Source organism: Isoptericola sp. GX10416 (assembly GCF_056590155.1).
Map to the genome: position 1 here is coordinate 194,254 of NZ_JBWPVO010000004.1, position 19,825 is coordinate 214,078.

The window sequence follows — 19,825 nt, forward strand, 5'->3', positions numbered from 1 at the left end:
TCGGTTCAAGCCGGTTGGACGTCGCGACGGTGCGACCCCCCTGCCATCGCCGCGACGCGCCAGACCATCGGCCGTGCCCGGCATGGCCGTGCCATCTCACGAAGGAGTGAAGAATGTCCAGGCAAAGAAGAACCAGGGCCATGCTCGTGGCCGCAGTCTCCGGACTCGCCGTCGCCGCCACGGGCGTCGGCGCCCTGAACACCGCTCACGCGGATCCGACACGCTACGAGGCCGAGACGGCCCCCGCCGTCTGCGACGGCACGATCGACTCCAACCACGCCGGCCACTCTGGCACCGGATTCTGCAACACGGAGAACGCTGTCGGCGCCACGCTCGACCTCACGATCGAGGCCGAGAGCGACGGCACCGCCACCGTCGGCATCCGGTACGCCAACGGTGGGACGACCGACCGACCGGCCGACGTCGTCGTCGGCGGCACCGCTGTCGGCACCGTCCCGCTGGGCCCGACGGGAGCGTGGGACTCCTGGGCCACCAGCACGGTCACCGCCCCTGTCACCGCCGGCTCCACCACGATCCGCCTGGCCGCGACCAGCGGAGGCGGCCTGGCGAACATCGACTACGTCGAGTCCGACGTCGCCGCCGCGCCGACGCAGAGCCGCCTCGAGGCCGAGGACGGCCCGGCCGTCTGCGAGGGCACGATCGACTCCAACCACGCCGGCCACTCGGGCGCCGGATTCTGCAACACGGACAACGCCGTCGGTGCCGGCATCGAGTTCTCGGTCGACGCCGAGGCCGCGGGCACCATGACCCTTGACGTCGGCTACGCCAACGGTGGCTCGAGCAGCAGGCCCGGCGAGTTCCTCGTCAACGGCGTCGCCGTGCGGACCGCGCAGTTCTACGCCACCGGAGCCTGGACGAGCTGGTCGACCCAGACCGTCACCGCCGAGCTCGAGTCCGGGGTCAACACCGTCCGCCTGCAGGCCACCGGTGGGGACGGTCTGGCGAACATCGACTACCTGGACGTCACGACCGGCGGTTCCGAGGAACCGGGCGGCGGCGACGGCACCTACGAGGTCGAGGCCCTGACGCGGGGCGTGAGCGTCCGGCCGGCGGACGGCGGCAACCTCGTGAGCTGGCGCCTGCTGGGCACCGACGACCAGGACGTGGCCTTCAACGTCTATCGCGACGGACAGAAGCTCAACTCCTCACCGATCACGGGCGCCACGAACTACCGGGACACCGGTGGCTCCTCGAGCTCGACGTACTCGGTCGCGGCGGTGACCGGCGGGACCGAGGCTTCGCCGTCCGGCACCGAGGCCCGATTCACCTCGGGCGGCTACCTCGACATCCCGATCGACCGTCCGGGAGGCAACTACTCCGCGAACGACACCAGCGTCGGCGACCTGGACGGCGACGGAGACTACGAGTACGTCGTCAAGTGGTACCCCGACAACGCGAAGGACAACTCCCAGTCCGGGCACACCGACAACACGATCATCGACGCCTACACCCTGGACGGGAGCCGCCTCTGGCGGATCGACCTGGGCCGCAACATCCGCTCCGGCGCCCACTACACGCAGTTCCAGGTCTTCGACTACGACGGCGACGGCGACGCCGAGATCGCGATGAAGACCGCCGACGGCACGCGGGACGGTCAGGGGACCGTGATCGGCAGCGCGAGCGCCGACCACCGGAACTCCGGCGGGTACGTCCTGTCCGGACCCGAGTTCCTGACCATCTTCGACGGCCGCACCGGTGCGGCGATCGACACCGTCGACTATCAGCCACCGCGTGGGAACGTGGGGAGCTGGGGCGACGACTACGGGAACCGCGTCGACCGGTTCCTGGCCGGGACCGCCTATCTCGACGGTGCGACCCCCTCCATGGTCTTCGCGCGGGGCTACTACACCCGCTCGGTCATCTGGGCCGTCGACTTCGACGGGCAGAACCTGTCCACGCGGTGGATCTTCGACTCCGACGACCGCGGCTCCCAGTACCGCGGCCAGGGCGCCCACAGCCTCTCCATCGCCGACCTCGACGGCGACGGCCGCCAGGACGTCGTCTACGGCGCGATGGCGATCGGCTCGGACGGCGACCCGCTGTGGAACTCCCGCATGGGCCACGGCGACGCGCTCCACGTCTCCGACTTCGTGCCCGGCCGTCCGGGGCAGGAGGTGTACATGCCGCACGAGAGCGGGAGCGCCCCGTCCTCCAGCCTGCTCGGCTCGGACGGCACCGTCCTGTTCCAGACCAGCCCCGACGGTGACAACGGCCGCGGCGTGGCCGCCAACGTCACCACCAGCAACCCTGGCGCCGAGTTCTGGTCGTCGAACGTCTCGGGGCTGCGCAACGCCTCGGGGGACACCGTCGGCTCCAAGCCGAGCTCGGCGAACTTCTTGGCGTGGTGGGACGACGACGGGGAACGCGAGCTGCTCGACGGCACCCACGTCGACGACTACGACGACGGTCGCCTGCTCACCGCGTCCGGCGTGGGAACGAACAACGGCACCAAGTCGAATCCCGCTCTCTCGGGGGACGTGCTCGGTGACTGGCGCGAGGAGGTCATCTGGCGGACGAGCGACTCCTCGGCGCTCCGCATCTACTCCACGCCCTACGCGACGGACCTGAGAATCGCCACGCTCATGCACGACCCGCAGTACCGGGTCGCGATCGCGTGGCAGAACACGGCCTACAACCAGCCGCCGCACCCCAGCTTCCACATCGGGAGCGAGGTCAGCAGCTACCCCTGGCCCGACGTGCGCACCCCGTAGCAGGACACCGCACACCGCGACGAAGGCCGCTGACCCGAGGGCCAGCGGCCTTCGTCACGTGCGCCTGCGGGTGTGAACGTGGCCGAGACCGGCGCGCCGCCGCGATGAGATCATCGCTGGGTGGGGCGGAGCCCGGCGACCACGGCGCCCTGTCCCGCGCGCTGACCGACGAGAGGAATCAGCATGAACAGGCCGCCTGTCGGCGGGGGTGAGATGCCGGGCCGGATCTCTGACGTGCGATGGCACGCGATGAGCGGCTTCGCGCTCGTCGGCGTCATCGCCGTGATCGCGGGTGGGCTCGTCGCTGCGGCCACCGGACCGACCGGATTCACCCACGGCTCCTGGGTGGCGGCGTACCTGGTGCTGGTCGCCGGCGTCTCCCAGGTCGGCCTCGGTGTGGGGCAGGCGCTGCTCGCCGCGGTCCCTCCCTCCGGAAGACGCCGTGCCTGGCAGCTCGTCGTCTACAACGCCGCCAACACCGCAGTTCTTCTCGGCACCCTGATCAGCTCGGTGGCCGTGGTGGTCGCTGGTGGTGCCCTGCTGCTCCTTGCGCTCGCGCTGTTCCTGGCAGCGGTCCGCCATCCGCGCACGCACTCCTGGCACCTGGCGATCTACCGGCTGCTCCTCGCGATCCTCGGGGTGAGCGTGCCGGTGGGCATCGTCCTGTCAGCCCTGCGTCAGAGCTGACCTGCGTCGGGACCATCACCCGGTGAGGATCAGCACCCTCGACGCACAAAAAAGACCAGGGCCGAACGTGTCGGCCCTGGTCAGGTGTGGTGGAGCCAGGGGGACTCGAACCCCCAACCCCCTGCTTGCAAAGCAGGTGCGCTACCAATTGCGCCATGGCCCCCGGGGGATTCAGTCGAGAGAGTCGGTGACCTCGGTCCAGAGGTCACGGTCGGCCGCATCGGCCGAGACGCGGCGCCAGACGAGGTACCCCGCCGCTGCGGCGAGCAGGACGATGAACAGCTTCTTCATGCTGGACCTCCGCGTCTGCCAGGGAGTGGGGCTAGGAGGACTTGAACCTCCGACCTCTTCCTTATCAGGGAAGCGCTCTAACCGTCTGAGCTATAGCCCCTCCGCACGTGTTCGAAGAACGCGTGCAGCACGGAACGTTACCGTACCCGGCGCTCCGGCCCCAAACCGCGGGAGGTTCCCCGTGGTGTGACGTCCATCGCGCCGGGCCGCCCCTCGTCAGTCGTCGGTGAGGGTGAGGTGGACGCCGCCGACGAGCGCTGCCGTGATGTTGTACAGGATCGCCATGATGGTGGCGATCGCCGTGAACAGCACCATGTTGACCAGCGCGATCAGCGTCGAGAGCGAGATCATCCGTTCGAACTCGACGACCTGCGTGATGTTGATCGTCTGTGGCCCCATCGTCTCGATGAGGAAATCCTGGATCGTCGCGAACGTCCCGAGGGAGTTCAGCGAGTACCAGACCACGGCGGTGGCCACGACGATCATGATGCCGATCGCCACCGACAGCAGGAACGCGAGCTTCATGATCGACCAGGGGTCGATGCGCGACACGGCGAGCCGGACGCGGCGCGGGCTACCGAGACCTTCGCTCGGGGTGGCGGCCGACGCGGGCACGGGCTGGGCTCCCGCTGCCGCACCGTACTGGCCACCGGCGGCCGACGGCGAGGCCTCGGTCTGGGCCGCGCCGTGCACCCCGCCCACGGAGTAGTGCATCTCGGGCCGCGGCGCGCTCTGCGTCGCTCCCGCAGAGGGCGGCGGCGGGGGAGCGCTCTGGGTCCCTGCCGACGCCGCATCCGGCGGCTCGGCGCCGGTGCTTGAGGAGGCCGCCGACTGCACCTTCTTGGCTGCGGTGCGCGCCGCCGCGAGGGCAGCGGCCGCCGCCTTGACGGCGCCGTCCTTCACCGAGGAGCCGTTCGCCGGTTCCGGAGCTGCCGGAGCGGCGGGCGGTGGCGCGGCGGCCGCCGTCGGAGCCTGCTCGGTCGACGGGCCTCCGCCCGGCGTCTGGTCCGTCGCAGGCTGGGAGGCCGGCGGCTCCGGGGTCGACGGCGCATCGTTCGCCGGCTTGTCGGTCGGCTCCGGCTCCGCCGCCGGGACGGCGGACGAGCCGCCCTTCTCCGGCGCCGAGACACGGTCCTTGCCCGACGTGGTCGGCGCTGCCGGGACGGGCGCCATCTGCTGCGTCGACTCCGCAGCGTCCGCCGTCTTCGTCCCTGCCTGCCCCGCGTTCTTGTCGCTGGCCATCAGATGTTCCCGTCCCCGGTCTCGTCCTGCTCGGGCGTGGTCGCCTCCGCGGCCCCGGCCGGGCCGCCGTCAGCGGCCTGCTCCTCCACGCTAACCGACACCTCGTCCTCGCGACGCTCGACGTTCCGGGCGACCGCGATGATCCGGTCCTTCTTGTCCGGCTTGGCGAACGTGACCCCCTGGGTCGTACGACCCGTCAGGTTCACCTCGTCCACCCGAGACCGGACGATCTTGCCACGTTCCATGATCACCAGGACCTCGGTGTCCGCGTCCGTCACCAGAGCGCCCACCAGGTCGCCCCGCGCCTCGACGAGGTTGGCCACCTTGATGCCGTAGCCGTTGCGACCCTGCAGCCGGTAGTCGTCGATCCGGGTGCGCTTGGCGAACCCGCCCTCCGTGACCACGAACAGGTCGGTGCCCGGCGTGACGACGTCCGCGTTGAGCAGCTCGTCGCCCTCGCGGAACTTCATCCCGGTCACGCCGGACGTCGCGCGCCCCATCGGGCGGAGCGTGTCGTCGTCGGCGGGGAACCGGATCGACTGTCCCTTGCGCGAGACGAGGATGAGCTCGTCGTCCATGTTGACCAGGCGCGCCGCCACCAGCTCGTCCGGTATGCCCTCGTCGTCCTGGCGCAGGTTGATGGCGATGAGGCCGCCGCTGCGCGGGGAGTCGTAGTCGCCGAGCCGGGTCTTCTTGACGAGTCCGCGGCGTGTGGCGAGCACCAGGTAGTCCGCGGCGTCGTAGTCCCGGACGGCGAGCACCTGGGCGATCTTCTCGTCCGGCTGCATGGCGAGCAGGTTCGCGACGTGCTGGCCCTTGGCGTCACGCGCCTGCTCGGGCAGCTCGTAGCCCTTGACCCGGTAGACCCGGCCGGCGTCGGTGAAGAACAGCAGCCAGTGGTGCGTCGTCGTGACGAAGAAGTGGTCGACGATGTCGTCCTCGCGCAGCGTGGCACCGCGCACGCCCTTCCCGCCGCGCCGCTGGGCGCGGTAGGAGTCGGTCCGGGTCCGCTTGGCGTACCCGCCGCGCGTGATCGTGACGACCACGTCCTCCTCGGGGATGAGGTCCTCGATCGACATGTCGCCGTCGTACGGCAGGATCGTGGTCCGACGCTCGTCGCCCCACTTCTCGGTGACCTCGTCGAGCTCGGTCGCGACGATCTCCCGCTGCCGTGCGGGCTTGGCGAGGATGTCCTCGTACTCGAGGATCTCTGCCTTGAGCTTGGCGTGCTCGTCGAGGATCTGCTGGCGCTCCAGGGCGGCCAGACGGCGGAGCTGCAGCGCGAGGATGGCGTTCGCCTGCGTCTCGTCGATCCCCAGGAGGCCCATCAGGCCCGAGCGGGCCTCGTCGGCGTCGGGGGAGCGGCGGATCAGCGCGATGACCTCGTCGAGCGCGTCCAGCGCCCGCAGGTAGCCCTCGTAGATGTGGATCTTGTCCTGCGCTTCGCGCAACAGGTAGGCCGTGCGGCGCCGCACGACCTCGATCTGGTGCTGCGTCCAGTGCCGGACGAAGGCGTCGAGGCTGAGCGTGCGGGGCACCTCGTCGACGAGCGCGAGCATGTTTGCGCTGAAGTTGTCCTGCAGCTGGGTGTGCTTGTAGAGGTTGTTCAGCACGACCTTCGCGACGGCGTCCCGCTTGAGGACGATGACGAGCCGCTGGCCGGTGCGGCCCGAGGTCTCGTCGCGGATGTCCGCGATGCCGGCGATCTTCCCGTCGTTGACGAGGTCGGCGATCTTGGTGGCGAGGTTGTCCGGGTTCACCATGTACGGCAGCTCGGTGATGACGAGACAGATCCGGTTCTGGATCTCCTCGACGTCCACCACGGCGCGCATGGTGATCGAGCCGCGACCCGTCCGGTAGGCGTCCTCGATGCCCTTGGTGCCGAGGATCTGCGCGCCCGAGGGGAAGTCCGGCCCCTTGATGCGCTGCATCAGGGCGGCGAGGAGCTCCTCCTTGGAGGCGTCCGGGTTGGCCAGGTGCCACCGGACGCCGTCGGCCACCTCGCGCAGGTTGTGCGGCGGGATGTTGGTGGCCATGCCCACGGCGATGCCGGCCGACCCGTTGACCAGCAGGTTCGGGATGCGGGACGGCAGGACGACCGGCTCCCGCGTGCGGCCGTCGTAGTTGTCCTGGAAGTCGACGGTGTCCTTGTCGATGTCCCGGACCATCTCGAGCGCCAAGGGCGCCATCCGGCACTCGGTGTATCGCGGGGCCGCGGCCGGGTCGTTACCGGGGGAGCCGAAGTTCCCCTGCCCTGCGACCAGCGGGTACCGCAGCACCCAGTCCTGGACGAGGCGGACCAGCGTGTCGTAGATCGCCGTGTCGCCGTGCGGGTGGAACTTGCCCATGACGTCGCCGACGACGCGGGAGCACTTCGAGAAGGCGCGGTCGGGACGGTAGCCGCCGTCGTACATGGCGTAGAGCACCCGGCGGTGCACCGGCTTGAGGCCGTCACGCACGTCGGGCAGCGCGCGCCCGACGATGACGCTCATCGCGTAGTCCAGGTACGACCGCTGCATCTCCAGCTGCAGGTCGACCTGCTCGACGCGGCCGTGCTGGATCGCGGCGAGCGCGACGTCGTCGCCTGCCGGTGCCCCCGTGGGGCCGTCCGTCTCGGGGCCGGGTGTCTCGTCCGTCACCGTGTCTCCGTTTCTTCCTGCGCCGCCAGGGCGCGGGTCCTGCCTCGATCAGTGCTGAAGTTCTGTACAACTGCGCAACCTTGTGGCGTACGCGCAGCTCCGGTCAGATGTCGAGGAACCGGACGTCCTTGGCGTTGCGCTGGATGAAGCTGCGCCGAGACTCGACGTCCTCACCCATCAGCACCGAGAAGATCTCGTCAGCCGCGGCCGCGTCATCGATGGTGACCTGCATCAACGTACGGTGCTCCGGGTCCATCGTGGTGTCCCAGAGCTCCGTGTAGTCCATCTCACCGAGACCCTTGTAGCGCTGGATCCCGTTCTCCTTGGGGATCCGCTTGCCCTTGGCGATGCCCTCCTGGAGGAACGCGTCGCGCTCCCGGTCGGAGTAGACGTAGTCGTGCGGGGCGTTCGTCCACTTGAGCCTGTACAGCGGCGGTTGCGCCAGGTACACGTGCCCCTGCTCGATGAGCGGTCGCATGTACCGGAACAGCAGCGTCAGCAGCAGCGTGCAGATGTGCTGGCCGTCGACGTCCGCGTCGGCCATGAGCACGATCTTGTGATACCGCAGCTTCGCGATGTCGAAGTCCTCGCCGATGCCGGTGCCGAACGCCGTGATCAGGGCCTGGACCTCGGCGTTGGACAGCGCCTTGTCCAGGCGCGCCCGCTCCACGTTGAGGATCTTGCCGCGCAGCGGCAGGATCGCCTGGTTGTGCGGGTCACGGCCACGCACCGCCGAACCGCCGGCGGAGTCGCCCTCGACGATGTAGATCTCGCACTCTTCGGGGCGGTTCGACTGGCAGTCCTTCAGCTTGCCGGGCATCCCGCCCGAGCTGAGGATCCCCTTGCGTCGGGTCGCCTCGCGTGCCTTCCGGGCCGCGATGCGCGCCTGCGACGCCGAGATCGCCTTGCGGATGATGTCCCGCGCCTCGTTCGGGTGGGCGTCGAACCAGTCGACCAGCTTCTCGCGCACGACGCGCTGGACGAACGTCTTCGCCTCGGTGTTGCCGAGCTTGGTCTTCGTCTGCCCCTCGAACTGCGGCTCGCCCAGCTTGACGCTCAGCACCGCCGTGAGCCCCTCGCGGATGTCGTCACCCGTGAGGTTCTCCTCCTTCTCCTTGAGGATCGCCTTGTCCCGGGCGTACGAGTTGACCAGGCCGGTCAGTGCCGCACGGAAGCCCTCCTCGTGGGTGCCGCCCTCCGTCGTCGAGATCGTGTTGGCGAACGTGTGCACCGACTCGCTGTACGCGCTGGTCCACTGCAGCGCGATCTCGAGCGAGATCTTCGCCGTCGTGTCCTCCGACTCGATGTCGATGATCTCCGGGTGGATGATCTCCGACCGCTTCGCCGCGTTGATGTGCTTGACGTAGTCGATCAGGCCGTCGTCGTACTTGTACGTGACGGTCCGCACCGCGCCGTCCTCGGACTCGGCGTCGTGCACCTCGTCGTCCGGGGACGCGGCAGCCGCAGCGTCGTCATCATCGGCGACGCCCTCGACGGCGTCGGGCGCGCCGGTGATCTCGTCCGGGCCGGAGACGTGCTCGGTCCGCTCGTCCGTCAGCGTGATCCGCAGGCCCTTGTTGAGGAACGCGTACTGCTGGAACCGCGACCGGAGCGTCTCGAAGTCGAAGTCCGTCGTCTCGAAGATGGTGTCGTCGGCCCAGAACGTCTGCGTCGTGCCCGTCTCCTGCGTGGCCTCGAGCCGCTGCAGCTCACCGACCGGAGCGCCGCCGTCGGCGAACTCCTGGCGCCAGGCGTAGCCGTCACGGCGCACCTCGGTGACCACCCGCGACGAGAGGGCGTTGACGACCGAGATGCCCACGCCGTGCAGACCGCCGGAGACGGCGTAGCCGCCGCCCCCGAACTTTCCGCCCGCGTGCAGGATCGTCATGACGACCTCGATCGTCGGCCGGCCCTCGGTGGGGTGCATCGCCACGGGGATGCCACGGCCGTTGTCGACGACGCGCACCCCGCCGTCCGCCAGGAGCGTGACGTCGATGGTGTCCGCGTGGCCGGCGAGAGCCTCGTCGACCGAGTTGTCCACGACCTCGTACACGAGATGGTGGAGACCTCGCGCGCCGGTGGACCCGATGTACATGCCGGGTCGCTTGCGGACTGCCTCGAGGCCCTCGAGGACGGTGATGTTCCCGGCGTCGTAGCTGTTGTCGGATCGCTGAGCCACAGGCTGTAGCACTCCTCGTCGTCCAGGCACGCGACGGGGTGTCCCGGACCGAGGTCCGGGCCGCAGCACAGGGACGGGCACGGGTGTGCCGGCTGCGGGTCGGTGCCGTGCGCCACCGGGGGACCATCGAGGCCCGAGCAGTCGTCGACCGGCCCGATCGGGCCGGTCGCACGGTTCTCCACGGACCCGGATCGACACCCGGGGACACCTACCGAGTCTACCGGAGATCCGCGGGAAATCGCGGCCACCGGGCCGCCGAGCGTGTGCTCTCCCACACGTTGTCCACAGGTTTCTCCACATCGACCACCAGCCCGGTCAGCCGAAGGTGTCACCCGGCCCGGGACCGCGCACCGACCGGCGTCCACGACGGAAGCTCGGCCCCGCCGGACCGAGCACCGAGACCCGCTCCACGACGCCCTCGCCGACCTCCTCGTCGAGCCGCCGCATCAGCGTCGGCACGAGCAGCCGCACCTGCGTCGCCCACGCCGTGGAGTCCGCCCGCACCACCAGGACCTTGTCCTCGAACGTCTCCGGCGTGCAGTGGTCCGCGACCTGGTCCCCGACCACCTCGCGCCACCGGCCGATCACCCCACCGACCGAGACCTCCTCGTGCCAGCCCTTGTCCCGCAGCAGCCTTGCCACCACGTCCGAGACCAGCCGCGGGTCGCGGGCGTTCGGCCCCTTGCCGGGATCCTTGCGCGGCTCCGCCAGGGCCGACCGGCGCGACGGGCTCCCCGGGCGCAGACCCTTGGCCCGCGCGGCCGCCTTGGCGCGGTTCAGCGCCTCGCGGGCCACCTCGGACCGCGGGGTCAGCTCGGTGCGTTCGACGACGGGACGCGGGTCACGCTCGCGCCGCTCGTCCGGGGAGCCGAGCGGGTCCGCGGGACCGCCGTCGGCCCCCTGCTCAGACACGACGTACCTGCCCCGGCGTGACCTCGAAGCGGGCACCCAGGAGAGCCTCCGGGACGTCCTGCGGCACCGCGGCCGTCACCAGCACCTGCCGCGCCGGGACCACGAGCTCCGCGAGCCGCTCGCGACGGCGGACGTCCAGCTCGGCGAAGACGTCGTCGAGGATCAGCACCGGGTCCGCGTCCGAGCCGTGGTCCGGGTCCCAGAAGACTCCCTCGGTCTCGATCGGCTCCGACCCGCCGCCCAGCAGCCGGAACGCCGCGAGGCGCAGAGCCAGCGCGAACGACCACGACTCCCCGTGGCTCGCGTAGCCCTTCGCAGGAAGATCGCCGAGGGAGAGCACGAGATCGTCCCGGTGCGGCCCGACGAGGCTCTGGCCCCGCTCGATCTCCTGCGCCCGCTGCTCCTCGACGGCGGCGGCCAACAGCTTCTCGAGCTCCTCCGGCGCCACCGCGTCCGACGGTCCGTCGGGCAGCACCGCCGAGCGGTACCGGATCTGCGCCTCGCTGTCCGCGTCGCTGACCTGCTCGTACGCCGTCGCCACGAGCGGCTGCAGGGAGCGCACGAGCGCGGTGCGCCACGCCAGCACCTGCCCACCGAGCTGGGCCGCGCGGGCGTCCCAGACCTCCAGCGCCGACAGGTCCGGGTCGCGCCCGGCGGCCCGGTGACCGCGCAGCGACTTCAGCAGCGCCGACCGCTGACGGACCACGCGCTCGTAGTCGGCCAGCACGCCGGCGGCACGGGGGAGGAGCTGCACGACGAGCTGGTCCAGGAAGCGGCGCCGGCCGTCCGGGTCGCCCTTGACGAGACCCAGGTCCTCCGGGGCGAACAGGACGGTGCGCAGGATCCCGAGGACGTCGCGCGCGCGGCCGAGCTGGCCGCGGTTCACGCGAGCCCGGTTCGCCTTGCCCGCGGTGATCTCCAGCTCGACCGTCGACGCTCGCTCGCCCCGGACGACGCGGGTCCGGACCACCGCACGCTGGGCGCCGGCACGGATCAGCGGGGTGTCGTTCGCGACCCGGTGGCTGCCGAGCGTCGCGACGTACCCCAGAGCCTCCACGAGATTCGTCTTGCCGCGGCCGTTGCGGCCCACGAACGCGTTGGGGCCCGGCTCGAGCTCGACGTCGGCTGCCTCGTAGGACCGGAAGTCGAGCAGGGAGAGGTGCGAGACGTACATGACCCCAGTGTCGCGCGGACTACTCGGCCGAGGGCTTCGTGGCGTGTCCGCCGAACTGCTGGCGCAGCGCGGCGACGGCCTTCATCGCCGGGGAGTCGTCCTGGCGCGAGGAGAACCGGGAGAACAGCGCGGCCGAGATGACGGGGAGCGGGACGGCGTTGTCGATCGCCTCGTCCACCGTCCAGCGGCCCTCGCCCGAGTCCGCGACCCAGTCGTCGATCGCTGTGAGCTCCGGGTCCTCCTCGAGGGCCTTGACCATGAGGTCGAGCAGCCACGAACGCACCACCGTGCCGCGCTTCCACGCGCGCATCGTGCCGTGGACGTCGGTGACGACGTCCTTCTTCGCGGACAGCAGCTCGTAGCCCTCGGCATAGGCCTGCATCAGCCCGTACTCGATGCCGTTGTGCACCATCTTGGCGAAGTGTCCCGCCCCCACGTTGCCGGCGTGCACGAAGCCCTCCTCGCGCGGACCCTCGGGCCGCAGCGCGTCGAAGATCGGCATGAGGTACGCGACCTGGTCGTCGGGTCCACCGCACATCAGGCCGTAGCCGTTCTCCAGACCCCAGATGCCACCGGAGACGCCCACGTCGACGTACCCGATGCCGCGCTCCGCGAGCTCGGCCGCACGCGCCTGGTCCTCCGGGTAGTGGGAGTTGCCGCCCTCGATGACGATGTCGCCGTCGCCCAGCAGGGTTCCGAGCTCCTGGACCACGCCGCGCGTCGGTTCACCGGCCGGGACCATCACCCACACCACGCGTCGCGGCCCGGGCAGCGCGGCGACGAGCGCCGCGAGCGACGCGACGTCGGACACCTCGGGACGCGGGTCGTAGCCCGTGACCTCGATACCCGCGCGGCGCAGACGCTCGCGCATGTTGTTGCCCATCTTGCCCAGACCGACCAGTCCCATGTGGGTGACCATGTGGAGAACCTCCCGGATAGGCGTGCTGCGAGCGTACGGGCCTCGAGGAGAACCCGCCCTGACTCAGGACGAGAAGCGGATCGGGACCAACAGGTAGCGGTAGGCGGACGAGTCCTCGCCGTCCAGGGACTCCTGGCCGGTGAACTCCACCGGCTTGTTGGGGTGCGTGAACGACAGCCGGACGAAGTCCGTGCCGAGCGCGCCCAGACCGTCCAGCAGGAACTGCGGGTTGAAGGCGACCTGGATGTCCTCACCGACGAGGACCGCCTCGAGGGCCTCGGACGCCTGCGCGTCGTCGCCCTGGCCGGCGTCGAGCACGACCTGGCCCTCGGAGAACGCGAGGCGGATCGGGGTGTTGCGCTCGGCCACGAGCGCGACGCGCTTGGCAGCGTCGATGAGTGCCTGGGTGGGGACGACGGCGTGGATCGGCGTGGCGTCCGGGAACAGCCGCCGCACGGCCGGGTAGTCGCCGTCGACCAGCTGGGACGTCGTGTGCCGGCCGCCGGCCTCGAAGCCGATGAGATCGATCCCCTCGCCGGTGGAGAGGCCGATGTTGACCTGGCCACCGCCCGCGCCGAGCGACTTCGCGACGTCGTTGAGGGTGCGGGCGCGCACCAGCGCGACGGCCGAGTAGCCCGGCGTGGCGGGCGTCCACGTCAGCTCACGCAGCGCGAGACGGTACCGGTCGGTCGCGAGCAACGTGATCCGTTCGCCCTCGATCTCCATCCGGACACCGGTGAGGAGCGGGAGCGTGTCGTCCCGGCTCGCTGCCACGCTGACCTGCGCGACGGCGTGCGTCAGCGAGTCGCCGGGCACCGTGCCGGTGAGCTCGGGCATCGCCGGCAGGGCCGGGTAGTCCTCGACGGGCATGGTGAGCAGCGTGAACCGGGAGGCGCCACAGGTCAGCGCCACCTTGTTGCCCTCGACCGTGACGTCCACCGGCTTGCTGGGCAGGGCACGGGAGATCTCGGCGAGGAGGCGGCCGGAGACGAGCACCGTGCCCGGCTCGGAGACCTCGGCGGGGATCTCGGAGCGGGCCGAGACCTCGTAGTCGAAGCTCGCCAGGCCGATGGTCCCCGCGGCGTCGGCCTCGAGGCGGACACCCGCCAGGACCGGGGCCGGCGGCCGCGTGGGGAGCGTACGGGCCGTCCAGGTCACGGCCTCGGCCAGGACGTCACGTTCAACCCGGAACTTCATCCCACTCCTCAGTGTGCTCGTGCGGTGCGACGACATGCCTGGCAGCAGCGCCGTCGTCCGTGCAAACCCTACCGTGCCGAGGCCCGGGAGGAAGGGCGTGCCGTCACTGCCGTCCAGCGCTTCGAAGGCGTGTGGATCTCTCCTGGGATAAACACGTTCATCGTCGTCGTAGGGGTTGTGGATGATGGGGAAAACCGCCGTCTTCCCAGGTCAGAGGGCTTGCGAGGCTGTGGAGAAGGTTGGGGGCGAACCTGTGGGCAACAGGGTGCCCCTGTGGACGGTGGTTTCTGTACCCACAGGCGTCCACCGATGAGGGTGCGTTCGTCCACCGGTTCTGCGGCGTGTTCCACAGGCATCCACAGATTTGTCCACAGGTGTGCACCGGGCTGAGACCGGAATCGGGGGAGTTGTCCACCGATGCGGTCCACAGGATGGGGACAGCCCGGCTGAAATCGCATGTTCTCGGGCACGCTTCTGTGGGAAACCCTGTGAACACGAGGTTCTCCACAGGGCTGTGGAATTGTGGATCAGCCGCGATGCTGTTGCTTGATGCGGCTCGTCAGCTCCGTGACCTGGTTGTACGTCGACCGGCGCTCGGCCATCTGCCCGGCGATCTTCTTGTTCGCGTGCATGACCGTCGTATGGTCGCGGCCGCCGAACTGCTGGCCGATCTTGGGCAGGGAGAGGTCTGTCAGCTCGCGGCACAGGTACATGGCGATCTGCCGGGCGGTCACGAGCACCCTGGACCGGGACGTGCCGCAGAGGTCGTCGATCGTGAGACCGAAGTACGCGGCGGTCTGGGCGATGACCATGGCCGGGGTGATCTCGGTGGCCTGGTCGTCGTCGGTAATGAGGTCCTTGAGGACGATCTCGGTCAGGGCGAGGTCCACCTGCTGCTTGTTCAGGTTGGCGAACGCCGTCACCCGGATGAGCGCTCCCTCGAGCTCGCGGATGTTCGTCGAGATGCGCGAGCCGATGTAGCTCAGGACCTCTGCCGGCACGTCGAGCCGCTCGCTCGCGGCCTTCTTGCGCAGGATGGCGATACGGGTCTCGAGGTCGGGCGGCTGGACGTCCGTGATGAGACCCCACTCGAACCGGGAGCGCAGGCGGTCCTCGAACCCGTCGAGCTGCTTGGGCGGGACGTCGGAGGTGATGACCACCTGCTTGTCCGCGTTGTGCAGCGCGTTGAAGGTGTGGAAGAACTCCTCCATCGTCTGTTCCTTGCCCTGCAGGAACTGGATGTCGTCGATGAGCAGGACGTCGACGTCGCGGTAGCGCCGCTGGAACGCGCCGGTGCGTCCCTCGCCGATGCTGTTGATGAAGTCGTTGGTGAACTCCTCGGAGTTCACGTACCGCACCCGCACGTGCGGGTAGAGGTTGTGGGCGTAGTGACCGATCGCGTGCAGGAGGTGGGTCTTGCCCAGCCCGGAGTCGCCGTAGATGAAGAGGGGGTTGTAGGCCTTGGCCGGCGCCTCGGCCACCGCCACGGCGGCCGCGTGCGCGAACCGGTTGGAGGAGCCGATGACGAACGTCTCGAAGATGTACTTCGGGTTCAGCCGCGTGGGCTCCGCTGCCTCCTTGCGCGCCGGCGGCGCGGTGCGGGGCACCGAGGTCCGCTCGGGGGCGGAGATGTCGTGCTCGGGCTCCTCGGAGGGCGGGCTGTAGTCCTGCGTGGGCCCGGCCAGCGCCTCGTGGCTGAGCTCCGGGTCGACGGTGATCCCGAAGCGGATGTCGCGCCCGAGCGTCGAGGACATCGCCGAGACGAGCTGGTCGCGCACGCTCGTCTCGAGGTAGTTGCGCGTCTGCTCGTGCGGGACGGCGATGAAGACCGTGTCCTCCAGGATCGCCATCGGCTTCGCGAGCTTGATGAAGGCGAGCTGCCGCTGGGTCATGTCCGACCGCGCCTCGAGGGTCGCCAGGGTCTGTGACCAGACCTCGGTGATGTCGGCGTCGGGCTGGGGCACGGGGGTTCCTCCGGGCGGTCGGGTGACAGTGTCCACATAGTTTTCCACACCCTGTGGAACCTGTGGACATCGGTGTGGACGACGGCGGACCGGCAGTGGTCGTGTCGTCGTCGTCACGCTGGGCCCGGTTGACCGGAGAGGCTCCGACGGCGTAACGTCGGACAGCCGTTCCAGGTACTTTCGCGCGCCCTCCTTCGGGCGAGCGGCCTCGGGTCGGCCCGGTCGACACACTGCCCGTGCGGACACCGACCTGCAACCTGACCGACATCGTCGAGGACCTGACGGTGTGCCTCCCCGACGTTTTCTTGGAGTACCTCGTGAGCAAGCGGACCTTCCAGCCGAACAACCGCCGTCGTGCGAAGACCCACGGTTTCCGGCTGCGCATGCGCACCCGCGCCGGCCGCGCCATCCTGGCGAACCGCCGTCGCAAGGGCCGCGCCGACCTCGCTGCCTGAGCCGTGCTCCCTGCGGCGCGTCGCATGCGCCGCTCTTTCGACTTCGAACGAGCGGTGCGCGGTGGCGCGCGCGCAGGGCGCTCGACCGTCGTCGTCCACCTGACCCGGGCACCGGGGCAGGTGGACGGCCCTTTGGTGGGCCTGGTGGTCTCCAAGGCGGTCGGGAACGCCGTGCACCGGAACCTGGTGAAGCGGCGCCTGCGAGGCATCGCAGCCGCCCATCTCGCCGAGCTGCCCGCGGACGCCCTCGTGGTCCTGCGCGCGCTGCCGGCGTCCGCTGCGGCGGACTACTCCCGCCTCGCCCGCGACGTCTCCCGCGGCATGCACAAGGCGCTCGCCCGGTTCGCGGGGCCGGGCTGATGGCCGGCTCGGTTCTCGGACGCAGCCGAGAGCTGATGCGCGCCGTCCCGACGGCAGTGCTCGTCGGGGCGATCCGCGTCTACCAGGCCGTCGTGTCGCCGATGACCGGTCCGACCTGCAAGTACTACCCGTCCTGCTCGCAGTACGCGCTGGTCGCAGTCCGTACGCACGGACCGCTGCGGGGGACCGGACTCGCGCTCTGGCGGATCCTGCGGTGCAACCCGTGGAGCCTCGGCGGCGTCGACGACGTGCCGCCGGCTCGTCAGCACGAGCACCGCGGCGCCCACACGCACTGACCTCCCGGGGTCGCGCCACCCGGACTCAGCTTCCGACAGAGGAGACATTTCGGGATGATCGATACCATCCTGTACCCCATCCAGTGGGTCGTGGCCTGGATCATGTACGGGTCCCATCAGTTCTTCACCCTGCTGGGCTTCCAGGACGGTCCGGGCTTCGCCTGGGTGCTGTCGATCGTCGCACTGGTGATCGCCATCCGTATCCTGCTGATCCCGCTGTTCTTCAAGCAGATCAAGGCCTCGCGCGGTATGCAGATGATGCAGCCGGAGCTCCAGGCGATCCAGAAGAAGTACAAGAACAAGAAGGACCCGTCGTCGCGCGAGGCCATGGGCCGCGAGACGATGGAGCTGTACCGCAAGCACGGCACCAACCCGATGGCCTCGTGCATGCCGATCCTCCTGCAGTCGCCGATCTTCTTCGCCCTGTTCCGGCTGCTCTACAACCTGGGCGACATCTCGACCGGTGCCGACTCGGCGATCGGGCCGATCGACCAGTCGGTCGCCGCCGACATCGAGCACTCCTCGCTCTTCGGCGCGCAGCTCTCAGACATCTTCCTGCAGACGGACGACTGGGGTGCCCGGATCGTCATCCTGGTCCTCATCGTCGCGATGAGTGCCACGACGTTCTTCACGCAGCGCCAGCTCACGATGAAGAACATGCCGAAGGCCGCGCTCGAGGGGCCGATGGCGAACACGCAGAAGATGATGCTCTACGCGCTGCCGGTGATCTTCCTGATCTCGGGCGTGAACTTCCCTGTCGGTGTCCTGATCTACTGGACCACGACGAACCTCTGGTCGATGGGGCAGCAGTTCTACACGATCAAGCGTATGCCGGCGCCGGGCTCCGAGGCGGAGCGCCAGCTCAAGGAGAAGCAGGCCGCGAAGGCTGCCAAGAAGGGCATCGTCGCCGAGGAGCCCACCGAGATCGAGCCGCCGAAGCCTGTCGGCCAGCGTGAGCAGCCGGTGCGGAAGAACCGCAAGAAGAAGAAGAGATGAGGTCAGCCATGACGAGCGACGCGACGCCCGAGAACGGCAAGACGCTGGTGGCACGGCTCGAGGAGGAGGGTGAGGTCGCCGCAGACTACCTCGAGGAGCTGCTCGACATCGCCGACCTGGACGGTGACATCGACCTCGACATCCACCATGAGCGTGCCGCGGTCGAGGTGGTCTCCGAGGAATCCCCCCGGTCTCTCGACGCGCTGGTCGGCAGGAACGGCGAGGTGCTGGAGGCGCTTCAGGACCTCACGCGACTGGCGGTGCAGGCGCGCACGGGGGAGCGGAGCCGACTGATGCTCGACGTCGGCGGTTTCCGCGCGGGGCGGCGCGCCGAGCTCGAGACGCTCGCGACCGATGCGATCACGCGCGTGCGGGAGTCCGGAGAGACGGAGTCCTTGGAACCGATGAACGCCTTCGAGCGCAAGGTGGTGCACGACGTCGTGGCCGCGGCGGGCTTGGTGAGCGACTCGGCCGGAGTCGAGCCGCAGCGGCACGTGGTGATCCATCCGGCGGGGGACACCACGGCGTGACGACCGCCGACGGGGCCCGCTGTTTCACGTGAAACAGCGGGCCCTCGTCGTGTCTGGAGGATGCTGACCAAGGAGGGGACGAGCCATGCTGGACCCCGACGTGAGTGACAGGATGGTGCGCATGGAATCGGACGAGACGATCGGGACGAGCGCGGCGGTACGCGACTACTTCGGCGAGCACTACGACGCGGTGGCCCGGTTCCACGCCCGGCTACGGGACGAAGGCGAGCTTCGCGGGCTGATCGGCCCGCGCGAGGTCGATCGCCTGTGGGAGCGACACGTCCTCAACTCCGCGGCGGTCGTGCCGTTCCTCGCATCGGCGAACACTGTGGCGGACATCGGATCCGGCGCCGGGCTGCCCGGCGTCGTCATCGCGATCCTGCGTCCCGACGCCACGGTGCACCTGATCGAACCCATGGAGCGACGGACCACCTGGCTCGAGGAGGTCGTCGACGACCTCGGGCTGACGAACGTCGAGGTCAAGCGAGGCCGCGCGGAGGAGTATGACGGCGCGTTGGAGGTCGACGCGGTGACATCTCGTGCGGTGGCAGCTCTGTCGAAGCTCGCACGGATGAGCCTTCCGCTCGTCAGGCCCGGCGGAGAGTTGGTCGTCCTCAAGGGACGCAATGTCGCGCAGGAGATCGAGCCGGCGCGAAAGATCCTGCGCAAGCTCGCCGTCGGGGAGCCGGAGATCCTGGAGGGCCGGACGGTCGACGGCGTGGAGTCGACGACGGTCCTCCGCGTCCGCCGCAAGTAGCGCTACGGCTCGCGGCCCGGCATGTTTCACGTGAAACATGCCGGGCCGTCGTCGTGCTGCGGGCGCTTCGTCGCGAGGTGTATGACGTGCGGGTGTCAGCGCCGCGGCCGTGGGTGCGAGGCCGTAGAGTGAGCGCGGAACTGCATCGACGTGCGACGCGACGTGGAGGAACGACCCGTGAGCATGAGCGCCGACCGCCAGGACGCCTCGTCCGAGGACGGTACCTGGAGCACCCCTGACGCGCGCGACGCCGGTGTTTCACGTGAAACATCCCCCTCGCCGGAGATCGGCGGTGGATCCACCTCGCACCCGGGAGCTCCGCACGCGGGAGCCTCGCACGCGGGGGATCTGCACCGGGAGGCGCTGATCTCCTCCGTGCCGGAGGTGGACGAAGACACGCCCTTGGCCGCACAGCTGGCGCTGGATGCGCGACGCCGGCTCGAGCTGGACGGACGGAGGTTCCCGCGTCCCGAACGCACGCGGATCATCACCGTC

General features: G+C 69.7%; 17 protein-coding genes, 2 tRNA genes and 1 pseudogene. 9 read left to right on the plus strand and 11 right to left on the minus strand.

Features of this window, described 5'->3' with window-relative positions; all coding sequences use genetic code 11:
- Positions 1-140: 140 nt before the first annotated feature.
- Positions 141-2,732 carry a rhamnogalacturonan lyase family protein gene (locus ACWAT2_RS08650; RefSeq protein WP_402374875.1) on the plus strand — a complete coding sequence of 864 codons (2,592 nt, stop codon included), beginning with the start codon at positions 141-143 and terminating at the stop codon, positions 2,730-2,732.
- A 183-nt stretch (positions 2,733-2,915) separates the two neighbouring features.
- The gene (locus tag ACWAT2_RS08655; protein ID WP_402374877.1) at positions 2,916-3,419 is read left to right on the plus strand and encodes a hypothetical protein; all 504 of its coding nucleotides are present in this window, start codon (positions 2,916-2,918) and stop codon (positions 3,417-3,419) included.
- A gap of 87 nt (positions 3,420-3,506) precedes the next feature.
- Here ACWAT2_RS08655 and ACWAT2_RS08660 read toward each other — a convergent pair.
- The 11 genes from ACWAT2_RS08660 to dnaA all read right to left on the minus strand — a co-directional run bounded on the left by ACWAT2_RS08660 (position 3,507) and on the right by dnaA (position 15,936).
- Positions 3,507-3,582 (minus strand) — tRNA-Ala (locus tag ACWAT2_RS08660).
- 8 nt (positions 3,583-3,590) lie between these two features.
- Positions 3,591-3,710, minus strand: a complete 120-nt coding sequence (locus ACWAT2_RS08665) for a DLW-39 family protein (protein ID WP_402374879.1) — start codon at positions 3,708-3,710, stop codon at positions 3,591-3,593.
- Between the two features lie 26 nt (positions 3,711-3,736).
- A tRNA-Ile gene (locus ACWAT2_RS08670) sits at positions 3,737-3,810 on the minus strand.
- 116 nt (positions 3,811-3,926) lie between these two features.
- Entirely contained in the window at positions 3,927-4,952 is a 1,026-nt protein-coding gene (locus ACWAT2_RS08675; protein WP_402374881.1) for a DUF3566 domain-containing protein, read from the minus strand.
- Positions 4,952-7,591, minus strand: a complete 2,640-nt coding sequence (gyrA, locus tag ACWAT2_RS08680) for a DNA gyrase subunit A (protein ID WP_402374883.1) — start codon at positions 7,589-7,591, stop codon at positions 4,952-4,954. Before gyrA ends, ACWAT2_RS08675 begins: the two co-directional genes overlap by 1 nt.
- A gap of 103 nt (positions 7,592-7,694) precedes the next feature.
- Complete coding sequence (gyrB, locus tag ACWAT2_RS08685) at positions 7,695-9,770, minus strand: DNA topoisomerase (ATP-hydrolyzing) subunit B (RefSeq protein ID WP_402374885.1); 2,076 nt, start codon at positions 9,768-9,770, stop codon at positions 7,695-7,697.
- Between the two features lie 315 nt (positions 9,771-10,085).
- Positions 10,086-10,583, minus strand: coding sequence for a DciA family protein (locus ACWAT2_RS08690; protein WP_402375112.1), 498 nt, complete (start codon positions 10,581-10,583; stop codon positions 10,086-10,088).
- Positions 10,584-10,674: 91 nt separating this feature from the next.
- Positions 10,675-11,856 carry a DNA replication/repair protein RecF gene (gene recF / locus ACWAT2_RS08695; protein ID WP_402374887.1) on the minus strand — a complete coding sequence of 394 codons (1,182 nt, stop codon included), beginning with the start codon at positions 11,854-11,856 and terminating at the stop codon, positions 10,675-10,677.
- Positions 11,857-11,875: 19 nt separating this feature from the next.
- Positions 11,876-12,775 (minus strand): phosphogluconate dehydrogenase (NAD(+)-dependent, decarboxylating), encoded by a 900-nt coding sequence (gene gnd / locus ACWAT2_RS08700; RefSeq protein WP_402374889.1) that lies wholly within the window; start codon positions 12,773-12,775, stop codon positions 11,876-11,878.
- A gap of 63 nt (positions 12,776-12,838) precedes the next feature.
- Positions 12,839-13,972, minus strand: coding sequence for a DNA polymerase III subunit beta (dnaN, locus tag ACWAT2_RS08705; RefSeq protein WP_402374891.1), 1,134 nt, complete (start codon positions 13,970-13,972; stop codon positions 12,839-12,841).
- 527 nt (positions 13,973-14,499) lie between these two features.
- Entirely contained in the window at positions 14,500-15,936 is a 1,437-nt protein-coding gene (gene dnaA, locus ACWAT2_RS08710) for a chromosomal replication initiator protein DnaA (protein WP_402374893.1), read from the minus strand.
- A 317-nt stretch (positions 15,937-16,253) separates the two neighbouring features.
- On the opposite strand from dnaA, the gene rpmH reads away from it, so the two are divergent.
- The 7 genes and pseudogenes from rpmH to ACWAT2_RS08745 all read left to right on the plus strand — a co-directional run.
- On the plus strand, positions 16,254-16,391 hold the full coding sequence (gene rpmH / locus ACWAT2_RS08715; protein WP_402375114.1) for a 50S ribosomal protein L34: 138 nt from the start codon (positions 16,254-16,256) through the stop codon (positions 16,389-16,391).
- A 3-nt stretch (positions 16,392-16,394) separates the two neighbouring features.
- A complete protein-coding gene (gene rnpA, locus ACWAT2_RS08720; protein WP_402374895.1) occupies positions 16,395-16,751 on the plus strand; it encodes a ribonuclease P protein component in 357 nt (118 codons plus the stop codon).
- A 35-nt stretch (positions 16,752-16,786) separates the two neighbouring features.
- Positions 16,787-17,047 (plus strand): membrane protein insertion efficiency factor YidD, encoded by a 261-nt coding sequence (gene yidD, locus ACWAT2_RS08725; protein WP_402374897.1) that lies wholly within the window; start codon positions 16,787-16,789, stop codon positions 17,045-17,047.
- A 54-nt stretch (positions 17,048-17,101) separates the two neighbouring features.
- A complete protein-coding gene (gene yidC / locus ACWAT2_RS08730) occupies positions 17,102-18,043 on the plus strand; it encodes a membrane protein insertase YidC (RefSeq protein WP_402374899.1) in 942 nt (313 codons plus the stop codon).
- The gene (locus ACWAT2_RS08735) at positions 18,040-18,573 is read left to right on the plus strand and encodes a Jag family protein (protein ID WP_402374901.1); all 534 of its coding nucleotides are present in this window, start codon (positions 18,040-18,042) and stop codon (positions 18,571-18,573) included. Before yidC ends, ACWAT2_RS08735 begins: the two co-directional genes overlap by 4 nt.
- Positions 18,574-18,694: 121 nt before the next feature.
- Positions 18,695-19,330: a 16S rRNA (guanine(527)-N(7))-methyltransferase RsmG gene (gene rsmG / locus ACWAT2_RS08740; protein ID WP_402374903.1), complete on the plus strand. Its 636-nt coding sequence runs from the start codon at positions 18,695-18,697 to the stop codon at positions 19,328-19,330.
- Positions 19,331-19,513: 183 nt separating this feature from the next.
- A pseudogene (locus ACWAT2_RS08745) lies at positions 19,514-19,825 on the plus strand (ParA family protein); the annotation flags it as partial.

What these genes read in the sequence shown, in the direction of transcription:
- ACWAT2_RS08650 (WP_402374875.1), top strand. Translation starts at nt 141, where the DNA reads ATGCTCGTGGCCGCAGTCTCCGGACTCGCCGTCGCCGCCACGGGCGTC.
- rsmG (WP_402374903.1), top strand. Translation starts at nt 18,695, where the DNA reads ATGGAATCGGACGAGACGATCGGGACGAGCGCGGCGGTACGCGACTAC.
- ACWAT2_RS08655 (WP_402374877.1), top strand. Translation starts at nt 2,916, where the DNA reads ATGAACAGGCCGCCTGTCGGCGGGGGTGAGATGCCGGGCCGGATCTCT.
- ACWAT2_RS08665 (WP_402374879.1), bottom strand. Translation starts at nt 3,710, where the DNA reads ATGAAGAAGCTGTTCATCGTCCTGCTCGCCGCAGCGGCGGGGTACCTC.
- ACWAT2_RS08735 (WP_402374901.1), top strand. Translation starts at nt 18,040, where the DNA reads ATGAGGTCAGCCATGACGAGCGACGCGACGCCCGAGAACGGCAAGACG.
- gnd (WP_402374889.1), bottom strand. Translation starts at nt 12,775, where the DNA reads ATGGTCACCCACATGGGACTGGTCGGTCTGGGCAAGATGGGCAACAAC.
- yidD (WP_402374897.1), top strand. Translation starts at nt 16,787, where the DNA reads ATGCGCGCCGTCCCGACGGCAGTGCTCGTCGGGGCGATCCGCGTCTAC.
- yidC (WP_402374899.1), top strand. Translation starts at nt 17,102, where the DNA reads ATGATCGATACCATCCTGTACCCCATCCAGTGGGTCGTGGCCTGGATC.
- recF (WP_402374887.1), bottom strand. Translation starts at nt 11,856, where the DNA reads ATGTACGTCTCGCACCTCTCCCTGCTCGACTTCCGGTCCTACGAGGCA.
- dnaN (WP_402374891.1), bottom strand. Translation starts at nt 13,972, where the DNA reads ATGAAGTTCCGGGTTGAACGTGACGTCCTGGCCGAGGCCGTGACCTGG.
- ACWAT2_RS08675 (WP_402374881.1), bottom strand. Translation starts at nt 4,952, where the DNA reads ATGGCCAGCGACAAGAACGCGGGGCAGGCAGGGACGAAGACGGCGGAC.